We start from the raw sequence: 22,062 nt of genomic DNA on the forward strand, positions 1-22,062 counted from the left end.
AGTTTAGCCGTTCAACAGCTGCCGGATAGTATCAGCAGACTCAATAACATCAAAGTTGCTGTCGGCTACGAACACTTTGGTAATGTTGCCGTCAAAGTCGGCAACTTCATAAAAATACTGAATATGGTCAGCATTGAAATAGATCTTGCGGTTATCGGGCGCTTCAGAGAGTTCGATGATGTTGGGCATATGGTTAAATGAATGGTACAAGTATCAACATCTGCCTGATGCACAAGTTTGATGTGATGATACCTTTCTTATTGAACAGACAGTAATCTTATGCTGAGAAACCGGAAATTAGTTTGGGCATGCTTAATGTGTTAACGTAGGTGTTTGATGCACCCATTCGTTACTGGTAACCTGATCTAAAATAAAATAGGCTACATCAGCCCGGGAAATGGCGCTGCCGCCTTTTGACCTGAACTTTGGCGATACCCGGAATTGCTTAGTGAGCGGGCCGTTGGTTAACCGCGAGGGCCTGACTACAACCCAATCCAAACCGGATGCTGCAATTATTCCCTCGGCTTTTAACATATCATCATATCCCTGTTTTAATACTAACGGCTTCAGTATATGCTTATATAGCCATACTTCGTTAGGGTCATCCACTACACCTGCAGAAGTACAAAAGATAAGTTTCTTTATTTTCAATGCTGCCATTGAACTTACCAGTACCGCAGCGCATTTCGAATACAAATCAGTTGATTTTTTACCAAATAACTTAGGTGTAAAGCCCAGCACAGAAATAACAGCATCGCAATTTACAATAGCCTTCCTGATTGTATCCGGGTCAAGGATATTCCCTTCAATAATGGTTAAATCATCCCCCGATAAATCAGCGGCATGCCTTACTAAGGCAGTTGTTTGGTAATTTCTGGCTATTGCTTGTTTTACCAATTCCCGGCCGGTAAGGCCGGTAGCTCCTAAAACGGCTAATTTCATTCCTTAGTAAGTAGATTTAATGATTTATTGTTTTGTAGCTGATTTAACTGTATGTGGAAAAGTTAAACCTTGAGATGTATTTGTTACTACAACCGGCAAAAATCTGATTATCCAATAAGATATAATAAAAACGCCCGCTTATTTAAGCAGGCGTTTTTATTATATGCAATCAGCTTAATTCATCTTATAAGGAGCAATCAGGTAAAACTCCGGTATCTGCACATCAAACAGGGTGTTATCTACCAGGCGTATCATCTGGTATTCGCCTTTCATGGTGCCCATATCGGTTTTCAGGTTACAGCCCGAAATATATTCGTGCGACTGGCCGGGCTCAATTACCGGCTGCTGGCCTACCACGCCTTCACCCTCCACATCCTTGTAGCTGCCGTTGGAGTCAAAAATGCGCCAGTGCCTGCGTAATAACTGCACCCCGAAATCGCTTAAGTTTTCAATGTTAATTTTGTAGGCAAACATAAAGTGCTCACCGGCCGGATTGGAATATTCCGGCTGGTACTGCGTTTCTACTGAAACTTTAACGCCTTCGGTAATTGTAGTCACCATTTTGCGGATGTTTTTGGTAAATCAAATATATTAACCTGCCAAACAACAATCAAGCCATTTCGGGCGAATATTTTTCGCGCACCCCGGCTAATATTTCGTCCAGTTCTTCCAGGCTGCCGGCGGTAACCAGCCGCATACGGTATTCCTTAAAATGATCGATGCCTTTAAAGTAATTGCTGTAATGGCGGCGCATCTCGAAGATACCCGTTTTTGGCCCCTTCCACTCAATGGATTTTTGCAAATGCGTACGGCATACCTCAATACGTTCCTCAATAGTTGGCCCGTCCATGTGCTGGCCGGTAGCAAAAAAGTGCTTCACTTCGCGAAATATCCAGGGGTAGCCAATAGCGGCCCGGCCAATCATCATGCCATCCACCCCATATTCCAGCCGCCAGTTGGCCGCTTTCTCCGGCGAGTCGATATCACCATTACCGAAGATGGGGATTTGGATGCGCGGGTTCTTTTTAATTTCACGGATCAATGTCCAGTCGGCCACGCCTTTATACATCTGGGCGCGGGTACGGCCATGTATAGTTAAGGCCTTAATGCCAATGTCCTGCAGGCGCTCGGCAACTTCGTAAACATTCTTGGTATTATCATCCCAGCCCAGGCGGGTTTTTACCGTAACCGGCAGGTGGGTGGCATTTACTACCGCCTTTGTCATGGCTACCATTTTATCAATATCCTGCAATAAACTGGCACCGGCACCCCGGCAGGCTACCTGCTTTACGGGGCAGCCGTAGTTGATGTCCATCAGGTCGGGGCCGGCAAGGGTAGCTATCTCGGTGGCCTCACGCATACTGTTGATATCGCTGCCAAAGATCTGGATGCCGACAGGCCGCTCGTATTCAAAAATATCGAGCTTCTGGCGGCTCTTGGCGGCATCGCGTATCAGGCCTTCCGAAGAAATAAACTCGGTATACATCATATCGGCCCCATTCTGCTTGCACACGTACCTGAAAGGCGGATCACTTACATCCTCCATCGGCGCCAGCAGCAGCGGAAACTCCCCTAAATCAATATTTCCTATTTGTACAGACATGATTATCTTTAACGGCTGCAAAAATACAAAATTTACAGCGTAACCATGGCTACAGTACACCCGCAAACCCAGATGCGTCCGGGCATCCAGTTTTTAGTTTTTATTGCGCTTACCATAGGGCTAATTGTAGCAGGCGGACTGCTTGCCTTCGGCATTATCCGGCTGGTATACGGCGCTGATGTATTTACGCATGTAAGCCAGATGAACATAACCACACCGGCAGAGGTACAGGCCTTGTGGGTATTGCAGGTAATAAGCACCAGTGTACCATTGCTGCTGATACCGCTGGTATTTGCCCAGTGGATTGTGCGCGAGCCGCACAGTTATCTGAAAGAAACCTTTGATTTTCCGCCGATGCTGTTAGTGCTTGTTTTTTCTATCATGCTGTTTTCCTCGCCGGTAATAGAGGTGCTCAGTAACATTAACCAACGCTTGATACTGCCGCCTGCGCTTAAAGGCTTAGAGGACTGGATGCGCAATTCTGAGAGAGCGGCACAAAAAGCCACCAACCTGCTGCTAAAAATGGACAGCATCGGAGATCTCATTAAGGCATTATTATTGGTAGGCTTGTTTACCGCTGTAGCCGAAGAACTAATGTTCAGGGGGGTACTGCAAACTATTTTTACCCGGTGGACCCGCAACCCGCACACGGCGATATGGATTACGGCTGCCCTGTTCAGCGCCTTCCACATGGAGTTTTACGGCTTTTTGCCCCGGCTGATGCTCGGCATCCTGTTTGGTTATTTTGTATACTGGAGCGGCAGTATCTGGACGTCGGTTTGGGCGCATTTCATCAATAACGGAACGGCTGTAGTAGTTACTTACCTGTTTCAGCATAAAAAAATTGACATTAACCCGGAAAATCAGCATGTGTTTGATTATAAGGGCTATGTGTTAAGTATTATAATTACCGTATTTTTGCTGTATACCTACCGGGCCACTGCCAGGAAAGGTTATCAGGAACGCCACAGCTAATGGAAAAAAACTGGACCAAGATATATACCTCCACTAATTATATACAGTCTGAAATTGTAAAGCAGGTGCTGGTTGAACACCAGATTGATGCCGTATTGCTCAACAAGCAGGATTCATCGCACCGCACTTTTGGCCACATTGAAGTTTATATACACCGCGAAGATTTTGGCCAGGCCGTCGAGCTGCTGATTGCCAACCAGATTGCCTTATGAAAACACGCGCCATTACGGGCTTATTCTTTATTGTAGTGATGATTGGCTCTATGCTGGTCAATAACTATGTGTTCAGTATATTTTACCTGCTGCTCAGTGTGCTTTGCCTGCAGGAATTTTATAATTTAATAAAGCATGGCGGTGTACAACCCAACAGCAGTGCCGGTTTATTTGCAGGCGGCTTTATATACCTGGCTTTTGCCGCGTTAGGTTATGTCAGCAACGGCTATATCCTGGTGGCGCTGCTGCCGGTGGTGCTTATCAGTATTTTTGTGCAGCAGTTATTTAAATTTTCGCCTGCACCGTTTACCGATATTGCCTATACTTATTTAGGGCTGATTTTTGCCATCATGCCCTTTTGCTTTTTCCATGCGCTGGCCTTTGTGCAGCACGGGGCATTCAACTTTCATTTCCCGCTGGCCTTTTTTATCATGCTGTGGGCTAATGATACCGGCGCTTACCTGGTGGGCCGCTTTCTGGGCCGCACCAAGCTGTTCGAGCGGCATTCGCCTAAAAAAACCTGGGAGGGCTTTTTTGGCGGAGTAGCCATCAGTGCGCTGGCGGCTTTTGTGATCAGCCGCTTTTTTCCTGAACTGCAGTGGCGGCAATGGGTATCGGTGGCCGTACTTATCGGCTGCTTTGGTACCTTAGGCGATTTAACGGAATCCATGCTGAAGCGCAGTCTTAATATTAAAGATTCCGGCAACCTGCTGCCCGGCCACGGCGGCCTGCTCGACCGCTTTGACGGCCTGCTTTTAGCAGCACCGGTTGTATTTACTTACCTGTATTTTATCTTTAATTTATAAATTTGCTAAATTAAATACTTAGTTTAACACTGCATGACCATACATAAAGAAGGTTACACCTCCATTGCCCTTTGCATCCTGTTCATTTTTGTGCTGAATGCGCTGGTGCATTTTTTTTACCCCGATGTGCAAGGCCTGCGGTGGTTTGTCTACCTCCTTTCTTTCCTGCTGTTTGTGATTGTGCTGCAATTCTTCCGCAGTCCGCGCTTTGAGGCGGCCACCGGCGACCAGCAGGTAGTTTGCCCTGCCGATGGTAAGGTGGTGGTGATTGAGGAAACTGAGGAAACGGAGTACCTGAACGACAAGCGTATTCAAGTTTCGGTATTTATGTCGCCGGTAAACGTGCACGTCAACCGTAACCCTGTTGCGGGTGTGGTAAAATATTTCAAATACCATCCGGGTAAATACCTGGTGGCCTGGCATCCAAAGTCCTCTACCGAAAATGAGCGTACCACTATTGCGGTAGAGAGCAAGACCGGCTTTACCGTGCTGTTCAGGCAAATTGCCGGTGCGCTGGCCCGCCGTATTGTATGGTACGTAAAGGAGGGCGAAGAAGTAGCGCAGGGCCAGCAATTTGGCTTTATTAAATTTGGTTCGCGTGTGGATATTTTTTTACCTTTAGGCTCAAAGGTGCTGGTAGGTTTGGGCGAAAAGGTAAAAGGCGGCCGCACCATACTGGCCGAACTGCCTGACGGTACTAATGCTACTTTATAAACTATTATTTTAAACCCTTATAAACTAAACAAATGAAAAAATTAGCTTTTATGATGGCGCTGGCCATGTCAGTAGCTTCAGTTCATTCTTTCGCCGGCGACAAAGACAAGGGCGTTAAAGCGAAAAAAGAAGAAAAATGCGCTTCAGGAAAATCATGCTGCAAAAAAATGAGCAAGATGGCTGCTGAGGCCAAAGACAAAGCAGCCTAAGCTGTTTGCATCTTATTTGGAAGCCGCCTGATAATTCAGGCGGCTTTTTTTGTGAGCGCTCAGGATGACAGTTTAGCTTTGTGCAAGCTGCTGCCGGTAATCCCTCCGCCAGTCCACAAATCCCTTTAGTGCAAGTAAGGTATAGATGCCGAACATAAAGGCGGTAGGCTGCAGGTGCTTGGCCAGGTAAACGCCCGTGTAGATGATATCTACAAAAATCCAGATCAGCCAGTTTTCTGCCACTTTACGGGCCATCAGCACCTGCGCTATTAAACTGCAAACGGTACAAAAGCTATCGAGATAGGGGAAAGCAGCGGGTTTGTAGTGCAGCACCGGCGCCAGGCTCACCAGCGCATAACCTAATAGCGGCGTTACCAGTGAGGTAATTAATATAAAAGTAATTACCTGCGCCCGGCTGATGCGCTGCACCGGCACTTTAGGGGCATTGGCCGGCCTGCGGCTCCAGTAATACCAGCCATAAATGTTGATACCGAACAGGTAGATGTTCTGCCCCATATCAGCATACAGCGCCTGTTCCCTGAATATATAAACGTAGATGCCGGTACTGATGATGGCAAAAGGCCAGTTCCAGATATTGTTAATGGCTGCCAGGTACACACAGAGCAGACCGGTTACTACCCCGGTCAGTTCTAAACTGCTTTGCTGTTGCAGCCAGGAAGAGAAACTTAATGTACAGATAGGCAGATGTGCAAGTGTGCAGATTAAAATATCAATCATTTTAGCAATCTCAAAGCTTAAACCCAGATATTTTATGTGTACTAATCATCTGCACATTTGCATATCCGCACATCCAATACATTTGCTTACCAGATGATCACCCGCTTATCGGGCGCTAAATACATTTTATCGCCGGGCTTTACATTAAAGGCTTTATAAAATTCGGGCGTATCCATAAACGGGCCGTTCACGCGTAGAAAGCCGGGTGAGTGTACGTCTGTTAAAATCTGGTTAGCAAGTGATTCATTACGGGTTTGGCCCAGCCAGCCAAGCGCGTAGCCCAAAAAGAACCGCTGTAACGGTGTTAGGCCATTAATGCTTTTACCGGCTTTATACTGCGCCGTTTTTTCAAAGGCGGTTAAGCCAATGGCAATGCCGCCCAGATCGGCAATGTTTTCGCCCAGTGTGGCCTTGCCGTTAATGTGCAGGCTGTCCAGCACTACATAATTGTTAAACTGGTTTACCAGCATTTGCGCACGGGCGGTAAATTTAGCAGAGTCCTGCGCGGTCCACCAGCCTTTCAGGTTGCCTTTGGCATCATACTGCCGGCCCTGGTCATCAAAGCCATGCGTAATTTCATGGCCGATGGTAGAGGCGGCGGCATAGCCATACACCACGGCATCATCCACCTCGCTATCCTTTACCCCCGGAATCATAAACTGGGCCGCAGGCAGGGTAATTTCGTTATTGGACGGGCTATAGCTGGCGTTATAGGTTTGCGGCGTCATGCCCCATTCCCAATGCTCCACCGGCTTGCCTAATTTGGCCGCATTATTCAGGTAGGCCCAGTGCCTGGCCTGTATCACATTACCGGCATAGGAGGCGCGGCTGATGCTGAGCGTTGAAAAGTCCTTCCACCGGTCGGGGTAACCCACTTTGGGATGAATAGCATTCAGTTTAACCAGCGCTTTTTGCTTGGTGGCAGGGCTCATCCAGTTGAGTTTCTGTATGTGCTCGCTGTACGCCTGTCGCATGTTCTCCACCATACTGGCATAGCGCTGCTTGGTTTGCGCCGGAAAGTATTCTTTTACAAACAGTTGCCCCAGCAGTTCGCCCATCAGGCTGTTTTCGGTATCCAGCACCCGTTTCCAGCGTGGTAACTGCTCCTTGCGGCCGGCCAGCACCGTACCGGTAAACCTAAAGTTCTCATCATTCAGCGCCTGTGTCAGGTACTGGGCATTCGCCGTCAGCACCTTCCAGCGCAGGTAGGCCTTCCAGTCGGCCAGGCTGAAGGTTTTCAGGGCGGTATTCACTGCCCGGTAATATTCGGGCTGCCCTACAATTACGGTATCTACGCCCTTTAATTCTAAATTGCTGAAAACCGTATGCCAGTTAATTAACGGCGTTAGCTGGTTAAGGCGGGCTACCGGCATTTTATTGTAGTTGCGGTAGGGGTCGCGCATTTCTTCCAGCTTGCGGTTGCTGTCGGCCAGAAAGTGTTCAATCTTATATACACTGCCGGCGGCATTGGCAGCTGCTTCCCGGTTCAGGCCGGAGAGCTGCATCATAGCGGGCAGGTACTGGTTCTGGTAATCGTTACGGATGCGGGTGGTGCGGGCATCCGTTTTAAAATAGTAATCGCGGTTGGGCAGGCCCAGGCCGCCCTGGCGCATCTCCACAATCATCTTCGAGCTGTTCTTATCATCCTGCCCCACACCGGCATTAATGAAGTTGCGTGAGCCCCGGGTAGTTAAATAAGCCGCAGCCTGCAGCAGCCCGTTAATATCCTTAGCCGCCTCAATGGCATTTAGCTGCGGCTGCACCGGGGCCAGGCCCTGCTTTTCTATACCGGCGCTGTCCAGCCCGCTGTAATAAAAATCGCCTATCTTTTGCGTGGCTGTGCCTTGCGCCGCATGGGCGTTCAGGGCGTCTTCGTTCAGTTTTCTTAAACGCTGGCGTATGTCTTCGCCCACCACGTTACCAATACCCCAGCTGGAATAGGCGGCCGGTATCGGGTTGCGCTTCAGCCACCCGCCGTTGGCATAGCTGAAAAAATCGTCCTGCGGCTTTACCGAGGTATCTAAATTATCATAAACCGGGTCGGGGTGCAGTATATGGAAGGTATAGGCGCATAAGGAAAGTGCGCCGGCAGCCAACAGGTAAGCTGCTTTTTTTACGGGTAATAACTTTGTGTTCATCATCTCTACAGCCTCAAACTTACTCAAAAAAATGCTTTTTGAAACATCGTTGTTACGTAGCTTTTGGTGCTGTTAACAATGAACAATAATGAGTAATATGCAGCCACCAACAGGCAGTATCATATAGCAATATCAAAGGTTTGGAAAGCCGGTAAAAATGTGTCAATCCGATGATGATTTTATTATATATGTAAGGCACTGTTTGCCGTTTGTAAACAGTGCCTTATCAACTGCGTTGGTGCGGTTATTATAATGAGCAGCAATAAAACATTATTTACAGTATTGCTATTCTATTAAGCCGGAGGCAGACGCACAGTTGCCCCGTATTTTACACGAGCTACTTTAACAATATAGGCATAGGTATTGATGTTGATTTATTATCCTGAATTAAAAGCAGTAAAGCAAATGTTTAGAAACGTATATATAACGATGCTGGTAGGCGCTGCACTGGCCTGCAAGGCATCCCCCTCAACGCCAAAAAAGGTAAATGGCTCCAATGATTTGCAGCCCGACCAGCAGCAGAGTGTGGTAGCAAAGGAAGTGGCCTCCATGATATCTACCTACAACTATAAGAAGGTAACGCTTAATGATTCCATTTCGGGCGTTATATTTGACCGTTATGTGAAGGCAATGGATGAGAACCATAACTATCTGCTGGCCTCGGATATCAAGGATTTTAATAAATACCGTACTGTACTGGATGACGACCTGAAGGCCGGTAACCTGAACAATGTGTTCTACATGTTCAATGTGTACCAGAAGCGGTACATGGAGCGGGTGCGCTATTCGCTTACCCAGTTGAATAAAAATTTTGATTTTAACAGCAACGAAACGTTTACCTATGACCGGGACAACCTGCCCTGGGTAGCTTCGGAGAGTGAGATGAACGAGCTGTGGAGCAAGCGGGTGAAATATGATTTACTCAACCTGAAACTGGCTACGCCGGATCTGGCTAAAGATCGTCAAACGCTGAAGAAGCGTTACGAGAACTTATTGTCGCAGGCCGGTAAGCTGTCTAACCAGGATGTGTTCCAGGCCTTTATGAATGCCTTTACCGAGGCCATCGATCCGCATACCAATTACTTTAACCCGGCTAACGCAGCGCAGTTTAATATCGAGATGTCGCGCTCGCTGGAAGGTATTGGCGCTTCACTGCTGTCGGATAATGAGTATGTCACCATTAAATCTGTCGTGGCTGGCGGCCCGGCCGATAAAAGTCACCAGATTAATATTGACGACCGCATTGTGGGCGTAGCGCAAGGTACCAATGGCGAATTTCAGGATATTGTAGGCTGGCGTACCGATAATGCCATAACGCTGATACGCGGTGCCAAAGGCACCATAGTACGCTTAAAGTTGCTGCCCAAAGGCAAAGGCGCTTCTGACCAGCCCAAGATTGTACAGATGGTTCGGGAAAAGATTGTATTGAAGGACCAATTAGCCAAGAAAGAAATTCGTACATATAACCTAAATGGCAAAACCGTAAAGGTGGGGATCATCAATGTACCTGCATTTTACCTGGATTTTAACGCTTACCGCGCTAACGACCCTAACTACCAAAGCACCACCCGCGATGTACGCAAGATTTTAGATACCCTGAAACGTGAGAATGTAGACGGCGTGGTGCTGGATTTGCGCCAGAACGGCGGGGGATCGCTGATGGAAGCTATTGAGCTGACCGGTTTATTTATTAAAAGCGGCCCGGTGGTACAGGTACGTGATACCCGTAACCGTATAGAGGTAGACGAAGATGAAGACCAGGGCATTGCCTGGACCGGCCCGATGGCGGTACTGGTAGACCGTTTCAGCGCCTCAGCCTCAGAGATTTTTGCAGGTGCTATACAGGATTATGGCCGCGGTTTGATCATCGGTTCGCAAACCTACGGTAAGGGTACGGTGCAAAGCGCCATTGATTTGGATAAGGTAATCAGCCCTTCGGTGCGCGATATGCTGTCAAACATGACCGGTGGTAAATTAGGCAGCAAGAGCACAGCTTCGGGCAGCCAGCCAAAATTTGGCCAGTTAAATTTAACAATGGCTAAATTTTACCGCATCAGCGGCAGCTCTACCCAGCACAAAGGGGTAATGCCCGATGTTGCATTTCCATCGGTTATACCATTAGATAAGTACGGCGAGGATACCGAGCCGTCTGCCCTGCCTTTTGATGTGATACAGCGCAGCAATTACACTAAGGTGGGCGATTTTACCGGCGTGGTGCCGCAACTTACCCAACTGCACCAGCAGCGTATGGCCAATAATGTGAACTATAAATACCTGCTGGATGATTTGCAGGAATTTAAAAAGCGCGATGCCGAAAAGAGCATTACCCTGAATGAAGATCAATTAAAGCAACAGCGCGATGCCGATGATAAACGCTCGACTGAACGCGATAATCTGCGCCGTGCAGCTTTAGGCTTATCGCCGCTTAAAAAAGGCCAGGCACGCCCTAAAAATGAAGATCTGGACTTTTTGAAGATAGAAGCCGGGCAAATCCTGACAGATTATATTTCTTTAGGTAAAGCCAATAACTTAACCAATGTAACGGGTAGCAATTAAATTCTGCCTCAGTGCGATACCATATAAACATCCCGGCCCCGCAAGGCCGGGATGTTTGCATTTAAAACCAAATGTATTACCTGCGGGTTATCTGTACTCATGACTAAAACACCCCTTCTTGAATTTACGGACAAAGGCATTTACTGTAAAAAAGGTAAATTCTATATCGATCCCTGGCTGCCGGTGGATGATGCTGTAATTACCCACGCCCATGCCGACCATTCTTATGCAGGCCACAAACATTACCTGGCCCACCACCTGTCACGCGAGGTAATGAAATACCGCCTGGGCGACATCAACCTGCAAACTATAGAATACGGCGAAACGGTGAACAAGAACGGCGTGCAGATCACCATGTACCCGGCAGGGCATGTCATCGGTTCGGCACAAATCAGGGTGGAAAGTCAGGGTGAAATTTGGGTGGTTTCAGGCGATTATAAGGTAGAGGATGATGGTGTTTGCGCACCTTTTGAGCCGGTGCGTTGCCATCATTTTATTTCGGAATGTACCTTTGGGATGCCCGTGTACAAGTGGGCGCCGCAAAGCCAGTTGTTTGAAACCATGAATAACTGGTGGCGCTATAATGTGGAGCATAACCTGGCTACGGTAGTGGTAGGTTACTCGCTGGGCAAGGCGCAGCGCATACTGCAAAATCTCGATTTATCCATCGGTAAAGTATATACGCACGGCGTAATTGAAAATACCAACGAGGCCCTGCGCCGCAATGGCATCATTCTGAACCCTACCGAGCGCATTACGCCCGAAAGTAATAAGGAAGAAGTACGTAAAGGTATCATCATTGCGCCGCCCTCCTCGGTAGGTACGCCCTGGATGCGCAAGTTTCAACCGTATAGTTTCGGTTACTGCTCCGGCTGGATGGCCCTGCGCGGGGCCAAGCGTCGCCGTGCGGCGGATAGGGGCTTTGTCCTTTCCGACCATGCCGACTGGGACGGTCTGATAAGCGCCATTGATGCCACCGGCTGCGAAAAGGTGTATCTCACCCACGGCTACACGGCCAGCTTTGCCCGCTACCTGAGCGGCATCGGCTTTGATGCACATGAGGTGCATACGCTGTATGGTAACGATGAAGAAACCCCACCCATCCTCCCCGAAGGGGAGGGGAGTATTGGTGAACCTGATAGTAAATCAATAGAAAGCCTCCCCCTCGGGGTGGTTGGAGGGGTGATATGAGAAGCTTTGCCCAACTCTTTACCTCGTTAGACGAAACGAACAAGACCAACGAGAAGGTACGCGTAATTAAGGAATACTTTGAATGCGTACCCGATACGGATAAGATGTATATGCTGGCGCTGTTTACCGGCCGCAACCCCAAGCGGCAGATCAACGCCACGCAGATACGTAACTGGGCCATCGAGGCCTCGCACATACCGGCATGGCTGTTTGAGGAGAGCTACCATGTGGTAGGCGATCTGGCCGAAACCATTGCCCTGCTGCTGCCCCAGCATAACCAAAGCAGCAATAAAACCCTCACCGAATGGATGGGCGAGATCACATCCCTGGGCACCCTGCCTGAAGAAATGCGCAAGGCCTGGCTGCTGGAGGCTTGGGCCACGCTGGATGCACAGGAACGCTTTGTGTTTAACAAGTTATTAACCGGCAGTTTCCGGGTAGGGGTATCGCAAAACCTGGTGATCAAGGCGCTGGCCGAGATAACGGGCATGGAGGCCTCGGTGCTTACCCACCGGGTAATGGGCAACTGGAAGCCGGAGGTATACCAGTACACCGAACTGGTGGAACCCGGCGGTGCGCTGGATGATGTATCGCGCCCCTACCCCTTCTTTCTGGCTTACCCCATACAGGAAACCTCGGAGCGGCAAAAGACCCATGAGGATCTGCAAACTGCTTTAGGCGATGCCTGCGAGTGGCAGGCCGAATGGAAATGGGACGGCATACGTGCCCAACTGATTAAGCGCGACGACCAGATTTTCATCTGGAGCCGGGGCGAGGATCTGGCAACGGATAAGTTCCCGGAGCTGCATGCCTTTTTGCAGGAGCTGCCCAACGGTACCGTGATTGACGGCGAACTGCTGAGCTTTAAGGATGGGCAGCCGTTATCCTTTAACTTTCTGCAAACCCGCATTGGCCGCAAAAATTTGACGAAGAAGGCATTGGAGGAAAGCCCTGTTGCAGTAATTGCCTATGACTGCCTGGAATATGATGGCGAGGATATCCGCTACAAAACGCAAACCGAGCGGCGCAAATTGCTGGAAGGTTTACAGGCGGCGACTACGCATCCTGAACTGTTCCGCATTTCGCAACTGATTGAGTTTGATAGCTGGGAAGATTTGGCTGGCGTGCGCGACCAATCGCGCGCAATGATTGCCGAGGGGCTGATGCTGAAGCGCAAGAGCGCCCACTACCAGGTAGGCCGCCGCCGGGGCGACTGGTGGAAGTGGAAGATCGACCCCTTGTCGGTAGATGCCGTAATGATTTACGCCCAGAAAGGCCACGGCCGCCGCGCCGACCTGTATACCGACTATACCTTTGCCGTATGGGACGGCGACCGCCTGGTGCCCTTCGCCAAAGCCTACTCCGGCCTTACTGATACGGAAATTAACAAGGTAGATGCCTTTGTGAAGCGCAACACCATCGAAAAATTTGGCCCGGTACGCACTGTAAAACCCGAGCTGGTGTTTGAGATTGGCTTCGAGGGCATCAACAAATCTACCCGCCATAAATCGGGCGTAGCCCTGCGCTTCCCCCGCATCCTGCGCTGGCGGCATGATAAGCCAAAGGAGGAAGCGGACACAATTGAGAGTTTACGGGCGTTGCTGGGGGAGTAGAGAGTGGCTGGAAACTACGTGCGCAGGGGTGTGAAGTTGGAAACTTCGCACAACGGAGATATTAGAAGCTCTAAATCTATTTAATAAATAATTGATTGACGACTGAAGCCGGATAAATTTTTACCGTTCCATCAAAATACTGAACTTTTATTGAATTTACTTTTACTGTTTCAATTATTGAAGAGAAGTAAAGATCTGTCCAATCATAACTACCTGCATCACTTACATCGATTGGGCCTATAGCCCTAACTGTTTTTGTTGATATTAAGTCATTGACAGCATTTAATGCTTTAACTGTAATGTATATATACTTTATCCTTTTCTTGGAGAAATTAAAGAAACTGATTTTGAACCCTGTAACATAATCAGAAGATGACTCAGATAAATTTATTTTAAAATCTGAAATACCTAATTGTAATTTTCGAGGACCGTCAAAGTTTAAAAACGTATAATCGTTTAAAAGACCATTTTCAAAATGCAATTGAAATTGACCCTTAGCATAGAAAAAAGTTTTACCCTTGTATAAAGATTCATTATCAAACTCATTGTCAGGAGTACCCAACAAACTTTTAATCATTAACGTATCTACATTCGACATTTCCTTCAAATGATCAAAATCATAGTCGAATGTGCCAGTGCGATAATATTTAATATGATTAAAATTATAAATATCTTTTAGGGCACTTATGGAATCATTACTTTCAACCGCTACAGCTTGGTGTTTTAAAGGTATATAATAAACTGTATGTAAATTATTCTTATTACCCACAATATAGGTACGCGTTGTCTCACCAAAAGATTTTCTTATTTGACCGTATGTTTTTACAGTATCAAAATTAAGCCTATGCCCTGAAGGAGAAAATACTTTAACTTGGGCATTAATTTGTTTTGCCGATAAAATACATATAATACTGAATAAAAAAGCAATAAGAATTTTAGAAATGGAGACTTTAATGGCTTTAACAGAAAACATATAGGTAATATTTTATTCTTTTATGTAAGAAACCTAAATGATAACACTATTATGTATCTCGCAATCAAAAGATTTCTCATCAAATTTTATGGCAAATTAATATATTACAGCCTAATTTTATAATTAATATTTTCAAAATGGATAACGCAATTAAGGATTTACAAACAATAATGTTTATTGCTGGCCTCATACAATTCTTTCTGCTTTGTGCTTTTATTGCATTGGTTGCAGATGTATCGGCCTTACGCACCCGATTTTTATCTCGGAACCCTTCGTATTGGATGAGCCAGTATAATAAATCAATCGCCTTGCACCGCCCCGATCAAGCTTTGCGAGCACTTGAAGAGTTTATATGGTATAAGCAAAACGGGCAGTTGAAAGGTAAAGCTTATGCTAAACTTAAAGTGGAGTATGAAAGCAGGTTCAATGAATTGGGCGGTAAATTTCCCAAAGAAATGATTTAATTCTTTCTTTCGCGAAATTTCCAATTTCGCACCCCTATGCCTGAGATGCATAGTTTAGTATTTATCAAATATGGGCTTGTCCCTTGGTGTCCATATACACGCTTTTTGCCCGCAGGCTTTTAGCGCGTTATTGGCCCAGGTGTTACAGGTGTAAAATAGGTTATATCTTCTTTTGGCCTCATAAAAAGCATCGTGGTCATCATAATTGGCGGTGGTCTTTATGTTGATCACGTTGCCGTTTGCATTCGTTTGCAGGCTGCTTTCAATATACCCAATCAGCCTTAAATATTGTTCCCTGCTGATGTCGATCTTTTTACATGATGAACCTTCGCGCAATCTGTTATGAAACGTTGCGTGTATGGCCGAAGTGCTTAAACCAAAGGCTGCCTTAAAAGCAACGCTGAATTTTAGCTGTGCCCAGGTGGGTGTGTTCAGATAAAAACCCTTATCGCCCCAGCCAAAGGCCACCAGTTTTGCATTGGTATCGGGCCTGATTACATTGTTAAAGCTAATTTCCCGGCTCCAGTCTTTATCTGCTGATTTTAATGGAACCACTATATCTGTGTGCACACCGTTGGTAAGGATGTAGATAGTAATGTTTTTGTTTGATCCCGCTTCCGCAGGTACGCTGATTGCTGGTATGGTAAAGGCAGCAATTAAGTAAACAGCCACAAACCCGATCAGGCTTAGCACTGTGTACATGATAACTTTAAGCAGTTTTTTCACCTGTTTGATATATCGGTTTAAGCTTAATACACTTTTAAAGCCAAGGTAACCCTCTCCAAAGCAAAGAAATAGCAGTTGTTGACCCTTTGATAAAGACACATCGCATTATCAGGTTTATATATCCGTTGTGCTGAGTTTCCAACTTCGCACCGCTATGCCTGTAGTTTGCAACTACAGAAATACCAATATTGTACAAAGCTTCCAGTTTCACACAACTGTATAAAAACAATTTACTTATATAGTATTCTTATTCAGCAACGCTATCATCTCCCCGGTAGTTAATACTGTAGCAAACTCATTGTTGAGCTGGGCAAGTGCCGTTAAGTGCATGGTTTCTGCGTTGTACTGTTCGCCATTAATGCCTGTTTTAGCGAATGTTGCCGTTGCATCCGAAATCAGATAGGTATAATAGCCATAATTACCTGCCATTCGGGTGGTGGTTGAAACGCAATGATCTGTAGTAAGCCCCACAATAATTACATGCCGGATACCTTTTTCATCAAGCACTTCATTTAGGTTGGTTCCAATAAACGAACTGTTGACCGATTTTTTAATGATCAATTCATCACCTGACGGAGCTGTAATCTCTTTAAAAGCGTTTCCCGGATTGCCCTCTGCATGAAGCGCTTCCGGGCTAACTGAACAATGCTGGATATGAACCAGAAACAGATGATGTGCCCTGAAATAATCAAGTAAAAGCTTACTGTTATCTTCAGCATCAGGATTGTTTCTTTCACCTCCCCAATAAGCAATGTCATCAAATGCTTTTTGTATATCAATTAAAATCAGCGCGGTTTTTTGTGGGTTTATCATGTTTAAAGATAGATAACAAACTATCGCTTCTATGTAAAATATCAGGTTCTTTATGGAAAGAAATGAGCCTATAATGAACCATATAGCGTTGTAACCGTTATTTGTATAGCAAGTAACAGACACGAAATTAATTAAGCAAAATTATATGAGCACAGAAAAAGCCATTTTGGCAGGCGGTTGCTTTTGGGGTGTAGAGGAATTGTTCAGGCAGCAGCCGGGCGTACTATCAACACGGGTGGGCTATACCGGCGGCGAAGTACCGAACGCCACCTACCGCAACCACGGCACCCATGCCGAGGGCATTGCCATTGAGTTCGACCCGGACCAGATTTCTTACCGCAAGCTGCTGGAATATTTTTTCCAGATACATAACCCTACTACCCGCAACCGGCAGGGCAATGATGTGGGCGCCTCCTACCGTTCGGCTATCTTTTACCTGAACGATGCGCAAAAGCAAACGGCAGAACAGTTAATTGCAGAAATGGAAGCCTCCGGCAAATGGCCCGGTAAAATTGTTACCGAAGTGGTACCCGCAGGCGATTTCTGGGATGCCGAGGAAGAGCACCAGGATTACCTGCAGAAACACCCGTACGGCTACACCTGCCACTACGAGCGGCCGGAGTGGGCACTGTAAATTTTAACATGATAAAAATGCCTGTTGCCATACAACTACAGTAGAGCAACAGGTGTTTTTGTATATAGATTGTTAATGTTATAGATATAAACTATTTGATAATTTTATCTTATAGCTACATTCAATAACGGATTTTCTTTTACTAATTTAAGCAAGTAATTGCCGCTCAATGTTAAAGCGCAGAAAAGACTGCTGATTTTTGGTAAAGCAAAATGATGTTTGAGAAGTTATAGAAAGTCTATGAGTGCTATCCTCCACATTTTGAACGGCGATGCTACCCTGCACAGTTTTGAACAAACCGGACTGGAAGGGGATATAATTATCTGGCGTGAAGTATTATCCGAAGGGCCGCTCAGCGCTGATATTACGGCCGCCGGTTTCTGGAACGAGCGTAAGCAGTGGGTCATACAGGCGTTTGATGACAGCGCAGAAAACTACGACCGGAAAGTGATAGCCGAACTTGCCAAACTGAATGAGCCGTATGAAGAGATTAACCTTTGGTTCGAGTTCGACCTGCATTGCCAGATCAACTTACTGGGCGTAATGCAACTGCTGAAACGCCAGGTCGATCTGTCGCAGCCTAAAATTTATCTCATCAGCCCTGATGATTACCCGGAGGTAACCGATTTTAGGGGGATGGGCCAGCTCAACGGCAATCAGCTGGAAGATTTATATGATGGCCGCCTCGGTATCAGTGAAGTAGATTTTTATGTAGCCGATATTGCCTGGAAACTTTTGGTAAACAATAACCTGATGGAGCTGAAGCAATGGACCGATGCCCATAAGTACTGGGGCAACCTGCACTGGCTGCAGGCCGCCCTGCTGGCCCACGTGAACCGCCGCACTGCGGATGCTGCCGGGCTGAACAGCGTGGAGCAGGCATTATTGAGTATTTATCAGAGCGGCGTAGCACAAAAGCAGGAATTGTACAACCGTTTCTGGCGGCAATACCCTATTTATGGTATGGGCGACTGCGAGTTGGATTTATATTTGTCATCGTTGCAGCAAAAGCAGCAGCTTCATATTCATGAGTAACCGTAAAGCCTACCTCATTAGTGGTGCAGGCAGTGGCATTGGCCGGGCCATTACCAAACAGTTAGCCGCCGCCGGGCACCAGTGCCTGCTGCTGGGCCGGCATACCGACGCGTTAACACATACCCTGCATATTTTGCAGGGTACCGCCCACCAGGTAATCAGCGCCGATATACGCGACACCGAAAGCCTGCGCATGGCCGCTTATCAGCTAAGCCATATTTCCATTAATGGCCTGATAGCCAACGCCGGTATCGGCGGCGAAAATTATTGGGATAATGATGACCGCTGGGGCGATATCATCAGCACCAACCTTACCGGCACCTATAATTTTGTAAATACCTTTTTGCCGCAACTGCGCAAGGCCGATAATGAAAAGCATATTGTAATTACCTCATCCGTACTGGCGCGTTTGGGCGTGGCTAACTATTCGGCCTATTGCGCCTCTAAGGCGGGGTTGTTAGGGCTGATGCGCTCGTGGGCGGTGCAGCTGGCGCCGGAGCAGATACTGGTAAACGCCATTTGCCCCGGCTGGGTAGATACCCAGATGTCGCAGGAGGGATTGCAGGGCATTGCCGATGGCATCGGTATCAGTAAGCAGGAGTTTTATGATATTGCCATGCAAAGCGTTCCGTTGCGCCGCATGAGCCAGCCCGAAGAAATTGCCCAGTTGGTAAGTTACCTGCTCAGCCAGCGTTCCATCACCGGCCAGGCACTGGATATTAATTGCGGGGCGGTGATGAACAGTTGAGGATAGAAGCAAGAAGCAAGAATCAAGATTAAGGATGTTTTTACGTACTTGTCTTGGCTCTTGATTCCTGGTTCCAAAAATCACCGCGCGGTTATGGTGAATGGTACCGAGTGCTCACTTTCATTCTTTAAACGGTCGATGGCGGTTACCGCATAAATATACCTTTTGCCTGGCTGTGCCGTATCATCTTCAGCCGAAAGCGCAGCGTTGTACTGAATGCTGATAATGTTGGCCGGGTTACTGAAATCCAGTTTATCCTCTTCATTAAAACGGTACACTACATAGCCATATACCGGCTCTTTGTCATGCGCAGGCAGCGGCGCTTCCCAGTGCAGCAATACTTTGTTGCGCTCGGTGTGTGCAGCTAATTGCCGGGGTGTATTGGGAGCTATCGAATCCAGCCAGAGCATTACCGGCGGCAACGCCTTGTACCGGTAATAATGGCTGCGCAATGAATCGGTAAAACCCAGCCGGTTACTTTTCAAAGAAGCTGAACTAAAGAAGATACTGCCCTGCACCCGCGGATTGTTGCGCATATACCGTATCTGTGCCGGTAACTGGTCGGGCAGTTTAAAGCCGGGCGAACGCGGCTCATTGATACGGTAAGCTGCCTGGCCTATGTACAGGTGATGCCCGTTGGTTTGCAAACTCCACCAGTCTACCAGTTTTTCAAAAGCCGCCGAACGGTTATTAAAAGGCCAGTACAATTGCGGACTGATGTAATCAATCCAGCCTTCGTTTATCCACCTGCGGGTATCGGCAAACTGCTCTACATAAGAAGCGCCGCCATTGGTAGCCGAGCCGTCGGCCCCCTGACTGGCATTTTTCCAGATACCAAAGGGGCTGATGCCAAACTTCATCCGGGGTTTATACTTATGGATGCTGTCGGCCATCATTTTAATCAGCACGTCCACGTTATTGCGCCTCCAGGCACGGATGTCGGTAAAATCCCCGCCGTACTTCTGGTAAGCCTCCGCATCGTTAATGCGCTGCCCGGCAATGGGGTAGGGGTAAAAGTAATCATCCATGTGGATGCCGTCCACATCGTAGTTCTTCACCACATCTAAAATTACCTGTACAATGTATTCGCGCACATCGGGCAGGCCGGGGTTAAACAGCTTGATGCGGCCATAGGTAAAAAACCAGTCGGGGTGCAGTTTGGTGATATGCTGGGCGCTAAGGCTGGCAAAGTTGGCATCAAAGGTAGCCCGGTAGGGGTTAAACCAGGCATGCAGCTCCATGCCGCGTTTGTGGGCCTCGGTTACGGCCAGTTCCAGCGGGTCATAGCCGGGATCCTGCCCCTGCTTGCCGGTAAGGTATTTTGACCAGGGCTCGCGGCTTTTGGCATACAGGGCATCGGCTGCGGGCCTTACCTGCAGCATTACCGCATTAATGCCGGTTTGGTGATGAAATTCCAATAAGTTGGTAAGTTCCTGCTGCTGCCGCTCTGCCCCGGCACGGGCGTTCAGGGGCCAGTCAATATTTACCACGGTGGCAATCCATACGCCCCTGAACTCGCGTTTAGAGGTGGGCTGCAGCTGTTTAATGGTATCGGTTTGCGCTTTTAAGGTTAGTCCTGTTAATAATACCGCCGCCAGCAGCACCCATTTTTTATATAAACACATTTTTGTATAACCCGGTATTTTTAAAAGAGTTGCAAAGATATACAAACTCCTTGCACCCCTGCTTTATTACTTTAAACTGTATCCGGGTTTGATTTTTAAAGCTATTGTACTTATTTTGGGGCCTGTTGCAGGGCATATTTTAACAGCTGAAACCAAGTTTTTTTAACGGTAAGATACTTAAGCGTTGTTTAAAAAGTTAAATACTTAACATTCTGTAATTTAAACCTGAGCAGTAACAGGCAGACGCTGCAAACGGTGGCAGATGCCCGGCGGCAATAAGCCCTAAATTGATATTAACGGCCGCTGCCTATTTATTATTTATTTTTATTACGAATGGAAATACAATCTCAGCAAAACCCCAAAAAAAACTCAAACGTAGTTTACTTTTTAATTGTGGTGCTGGTGGCGTTGTTAGGTACCAATGTATACCTGTATATGCAAAAAAAGCAGGAGGTACGCAGCATTACCACGCAAACCGAAGATGAAAAGAGCCGTTTAAAAACAGAACTGGACAGCCTGGAAGCGCAACTGGAAACCCAGGTGCAGCAGGCCGGTGCCAGCAAAACCAAATTAACGGCCGCCATGCAGGCCCGCACCGAATCATTGCAGGCCAAAATCAGGATGCTGCGTATGCAGCTGGCTAAAGGTAAGCTTACTACCGGTGAACTTAAAAACGCATTGGAAGACATTAAGCAGTTGCGCTATTTTGTAACCAAGTACACTGCCGATATTGAGGACCTGAAAAACCAGAAAGCCAGCCTGGCAGTGGAAAACGATACGCTGAAAAGCAACCTGGCTACCGTAGTTACCAAAGCAACCACCCTGCAAAAGCAGAACGAGGAGCTGAATACCAAAGTAAAAATTGCCTCCGCCCTGAAAACGGCAAGCGCCGGGGTTACCGCTTACAAAATTAAAGGCAATGGCAAAGAAACCGATGTTACCAAGGCCCGCACCGCCAAAAAGATCAAGCTGAACTTTACCGTTGCCGCCAATGCCGTTGCCGAAAAAGGGCTGCACGATATTTACCTGCGTATTATTGACCCTACCGGCAACCTGATTACCGGAACCGATGCAGGCACCTTTACTACCGATGGGCAGGATTTACAGTACACCTATAAAACCTCTATCGACTTTAAGGATGATGGCGCTACCTACACCATTGATTGGGTAAACCCTGCCACCTTTCAGAAAGGCGATTATACTGTGCTGATGTATGCCGACGGCTATACGATGGGCCGCACCGGGTTTACTTTAAAATAACCGGTGCAGTGCATTACACCAGTCTTCAGAATAACTGAAGCTTTGCCAACAGGCAGAAAAAAGCCGATCCAAAAAGTGTAGACCTTG

Annotated in this window: 23 protein-coding genes; 13 read left to right on the top strand and 10 right to left on the bottom strand. The window is 47.2% G+C overall.

Going from position 1 to position 22,062, the window contains the following annotated elements:
• Positions 1-3 precede the first annotated feature (3 nt).
• From ACY652_RS08725 to dusB, 4 genes are all read right to left on the bottom strand, one after another.
• Complete coding sequence (locus ACY652_RS08725) at positions 4-189, bottom strand: hypothetical protein (protein ID WP_462267923.1); 186 nt, start codon at positions 187-189, stop codon at positions 4-6.
• Positions 190-312: 123 nt separating this feature from the next.
• Complete coding sequence (locus tag ACY652_RS08730) at positions 313-942, bottom strand: NAD(P)-dependent oxidoreductase (protein ID WP_462267925.1); 630 nt, start codon at positions 940-942, stop codon at positions 313-315.
• Between the two features lie 174 nt (positions 943-1,116).
• Positions 1,117-1,503 carry a Co2+/Mg2+ efflux protein ApaG gene (apaG, locus tag ACY652_RS08735; protein ID WP_462267927.1) on the bottom strand — a complete coding sequence of 129 codons (387 nt, stop codon included), beginning with the start codon at positions 1,501-1,503 and terminating at the stop codon, positions 1,117-1,119.
• A 49-nt stretch (positions 1,504-1,552) separates the two neighbouring features.
• The gene (gene dusB, locus ACY652_RS08740; RefSeq protein ID WP_462267929.1) at positions 1,553-2,545 is read right to left on the bottom strand and encodes a tRNA dihydrouridine synthase DusB; all 993 of its coding nucleotides are present in this window, start codon (positions 2,543-2,545) and stop codon (positions 1,553-1,555) included.
• A 45-nt stretch (positions 2,546-2,590) separates the two neighbouring features.
• Here dusB and ACY652_RS08745 point away from each other — a divergent pair, with 45 nt between their 5' ends.
• Genes ACY652_RS08745 through ACY652_RS08765 form a run of 5 tightly spaced genes read left to right on the top strand, consistent with a single transcriptional unit; the run spans position 2,591 to position 5,461 of the window.
• Positions 2,591-3,520 (top strand): lysostaphin resistance A-like protein, encoded by a 930-nt coding sequence (locus ACY652_RS08745; protein WP_462267931.1) that lies wholly within the window; start codon positions 2,591-2,593, stop codon positions 3,518-3,520.
• Positions 3,520-3,732: a putative signal transducing protein gene (locus tag ACY652_RS08750; RefSeq protein ID WP_462267933.1), complete on the top strand. Its 213-nt coding sequence runs from the start codon at positions 3,520-3,522 to the stop codon at positions 3,730-3,732. The genes ACY652_RS08745 and ACY652_RS08750 overlap by 1 nt, the downstream gene beginning before the upstream one ends.
• Positions 3,729-4,538, top strand: a complete 810-nt coding sequence (locus ACY652_RS08755) for a phosphatidate cytidylyltransferase (protein WP_462267935.1) — start codon at positions 3,729-3,731, stop codon at positions 4,536-4,538. The genes ACY652_RS08750 and ACY652_RS08755 overlap by 4 nt, the downstream gene beginning before the upstream one ends.
• A 33-nt stretch (positions 4,539-4,571) precedes the next feature.
• Complete coding sequence (locus ACY652_RS08760; protein ID WP_462267937.1) at positions 4,572-5,252, top strand: phosphatidylserine decarboxylase family protein; 681 nt, start codon at positions 4,572-4,574, stop codon at positions 5,250-5,252.
• Between the two features lie 32 nt (positions 5,253-5,284).
• Positions 5,285-5,461, top strand: a complete 177-nt coding sequence (locus tag ACY652_RS08765) for a hypothetical protein (RefSeq protein ID WP_462267939.1) — start codon at positions 5,285-5,287, stop codon at positions 5,459-5,461.
• 72 nt (positions 5,462-5,533) lie between these two features.
• Here the strand turns inward: ACY652_RS08765 and pnuC are convergent, their stop codons facing one another.
• Both pnuC and ACY652_RS08775 read right to left on the bottom strand, forming a co-directional pair.
• Complete coding sequence (gene pnuC, locus ACY652_RS08770; protein ID WP_462267941.1) at positions 5,534-6,199, bottom strand: nicotinamide riboside transporter PnuC; 666 nt, start codon at positions 6,197-6,199, stop codon at positions 5,534-5,536.
• Positions 6,200-6,285: 86 nt separating this feature from the next.
• Positions 6,286-8,364 (bottom strand): M13 family metallopeptidase, encoded by a 2,079-nt coding sequence (locus ACY652_RS08775; RefSeq protein WP_462267943.1) that lies wholly within the window; start codon positions 8,362-8,364, stop codon positions 6,286-6,288.
• A gap of 378 nt (positions 8,365-8,742) precedes the next feature.
• Between ACY652_RS08775 and ACY652_RS08780 the strand changes: the two genes are divergently transcribed.
• The 3 genes from ACY652_RS08780 (at position 8,743) to ACY652_RS08790 (ending at position 13,697) form a co-directional block, all read left to right on the top strand.
• Positions 8,743-10,893, top strand: coding sequence for a carboxy terminal-processing peptidase (locus ACY652_RS08780; RefSeq protein ID WP_462267945.1), 2,151 nt, complete (start codon positions 8,743-8,745; stop codon positions 10,891-10,893).
• A gap of 99 nt (positions 10,894-10,992) precedes the next feature.
• Positions 10,993-12,084 carry a ligase-associated DNA damage response exonuclease gene (locus tag ACY652_RS08785; RefSeq protein WP_462267947.1) on the top strand — a complete coding sequence of 364 codons (1,092 nt, stop codon included), beginning with the start codon at positions 10,993-10,995 and terminating at the stop codon, positions 12,082-12,084.
• Positions 12,081-13,697 carry an ATP-dependent DNA ligase gene (locus ACY652_RS08790; RefSeq protein WP_462267949.1) on the top strand — a complete coding sequence of 539 codons (1,617 nt, stop codon included), beginning with the start codon at positions 12,081-12,083 and terminating at the stop codon, positions 13,695-13,697. Before ACY652_RS08785 ends, ACY652_RS08790 begins: the two co-directional genes overlap by 4 nt.
• A 76-nt stretch (positions 13,698-13,773) precedes the next feature.
• On the opposite strand, the gene ACY652_RS08795 is transcribed toward ACY652_RS08790, so the two are convergent.
• Complete coding sequence (locus ACY652_RS08795; protein WP_462267951.1) at positions 13,774-14,670, bottom strand: hypothetical protein; 897 nt, start codon at positions 14,668-14,670, stop codon at positions 13,774-13,776.
• Between the two features lie 137 nt (positions 14,671-14,807).
• Here ACY652_RS08795 and ACY652_RS08800 point away from each other — a divergent pair, with 137 nt between their 5' ends.
• A complete protein-coding gene (locus ACY652_RS08800; RefSeq protein ID WP_462267953.1) occupies positions 14,808-15,134 on the top strand; it encodes a hypothetical protein in 327 nt (108 codons plus the stop codon).
• 54 nt (positions 15,135-15,188) lie between these two features.
• Here ACY652_RS08800 and ACY652_RS08805 read toward each other — a convergent pair whose 3' ends face one another.
• Entirely contained in the window at positions 15,189-15,836 is a 648-nt protein-coding gene (locus ACY652_RS08805) for a TIGR02117 family protein (RefSeq protein ID WP_462267955.1), read from the bottom strand.
• A 258-nt stretch (positions 15,837-16,094) separates the two neighbouring features.
• Positions 16,095-16,673, bottom strand: a complete 579-nt coding sequence (locus tag ACY652_RS08810; protein ID WP_462267957.1) for a cysteine hydrolase family protein — start codon at positions 16,671-16,673, stop codon at positions 16,095-16,097.
• A 145-nt stretch (positions 16,674-16,818) separates the two neighbouring features.
• Between ACY652_RS08810 and msrA the strand changes: the two genes are divergently transcribed.
• The 3 genes from msrA (at position 16,819) to ACY652_RS08825 (ending at position 19,090) form a co-directional block, all read left to right on the top strand.
• Positions 16,819-17,307 carry a peptide-methionine (S)-S-oxide reductase MsrA gene (gene msrA / locus ACY652_RS08815; RefSeq protein ID WP_462267959.1) on the top strand — a complete coding sequence of 163 codons (489 nt, stop codon included), beginning with the start codon at positions 16,819-16,821 and terminating at the stop codon, positions 17,305-17,307.
• A 240-nt stretch (positions 17,308-17,547) separates the two neighbouring features.
• Positions 17,548-18,342, top strand: coding sequence for a hypothetical protein (locus tag ACY652_RS08820; RefSeq protein WP_462267961.1), 795 nt, complete (start codon positions 17,548-17,550; stop codon positions 18,340-18,342).
• Complete coding sequence (locus ACY652_RS08825) at positions 18,335-19,090, top strand: SDR family NAD(P)-dependent oxidoreductase (RefSeq protein WP_462267963.1); 756 nt, start codon at positions 18,335-18,337, stop codon at positions 19,088-19,090. The genes ACY652_RS08820 and ACY652_RS08825 overlap by 8 nt, the downstream gene beginning before the upstream one ends.
• Before the next feature lie 80 nt (positions 19,091-19,170).
• On the opposite strand, the gene ACY652_RS08830 is transcribed toward ACY652_RS08825, so the two are convergent.
• Positions 19,171-20,715 carry a glycoside hydrolase family 10 protein gene (locus ACY652_RS08830; protein WP_462267965.1) on the bottom strand — a complete coding sequence of 515 codons (1,545 nt, stop codon included), beginning with the start codon at positions 20,713-20,715 and terminating at the stop codon, positions 19,171-19,173.
• 333 nt (positions 20,716-21,048) lie between these two features.
• Between ACY652_RS08830 and ACY652_RS08835 the strand changes: the two genes are divergently transcribed.
• Positions 21,049-21,975 (top strand): hypothetical protein, encoded by a 927-nt coding sequence (locus ACY652_RS08835; RefSeq protein WP_462267967.1) that lies wholly within the window; start codon positions 21,049-21,051, stop codon positions 21,973-21,975.
• Positions 21,976-22,062: the final 87 nt, after the last annotated feature.

The organism is Mucilaginibacter sp. (assembly GCF_965200995.1).
In the GTDB taxonomy this organism is placed as follows: domain Bacteria; phylum Bacteroidota; class Bacteroidia; order Sphingobacteriales; family Sphingobacteriaceae; genus Mucilaginibacter.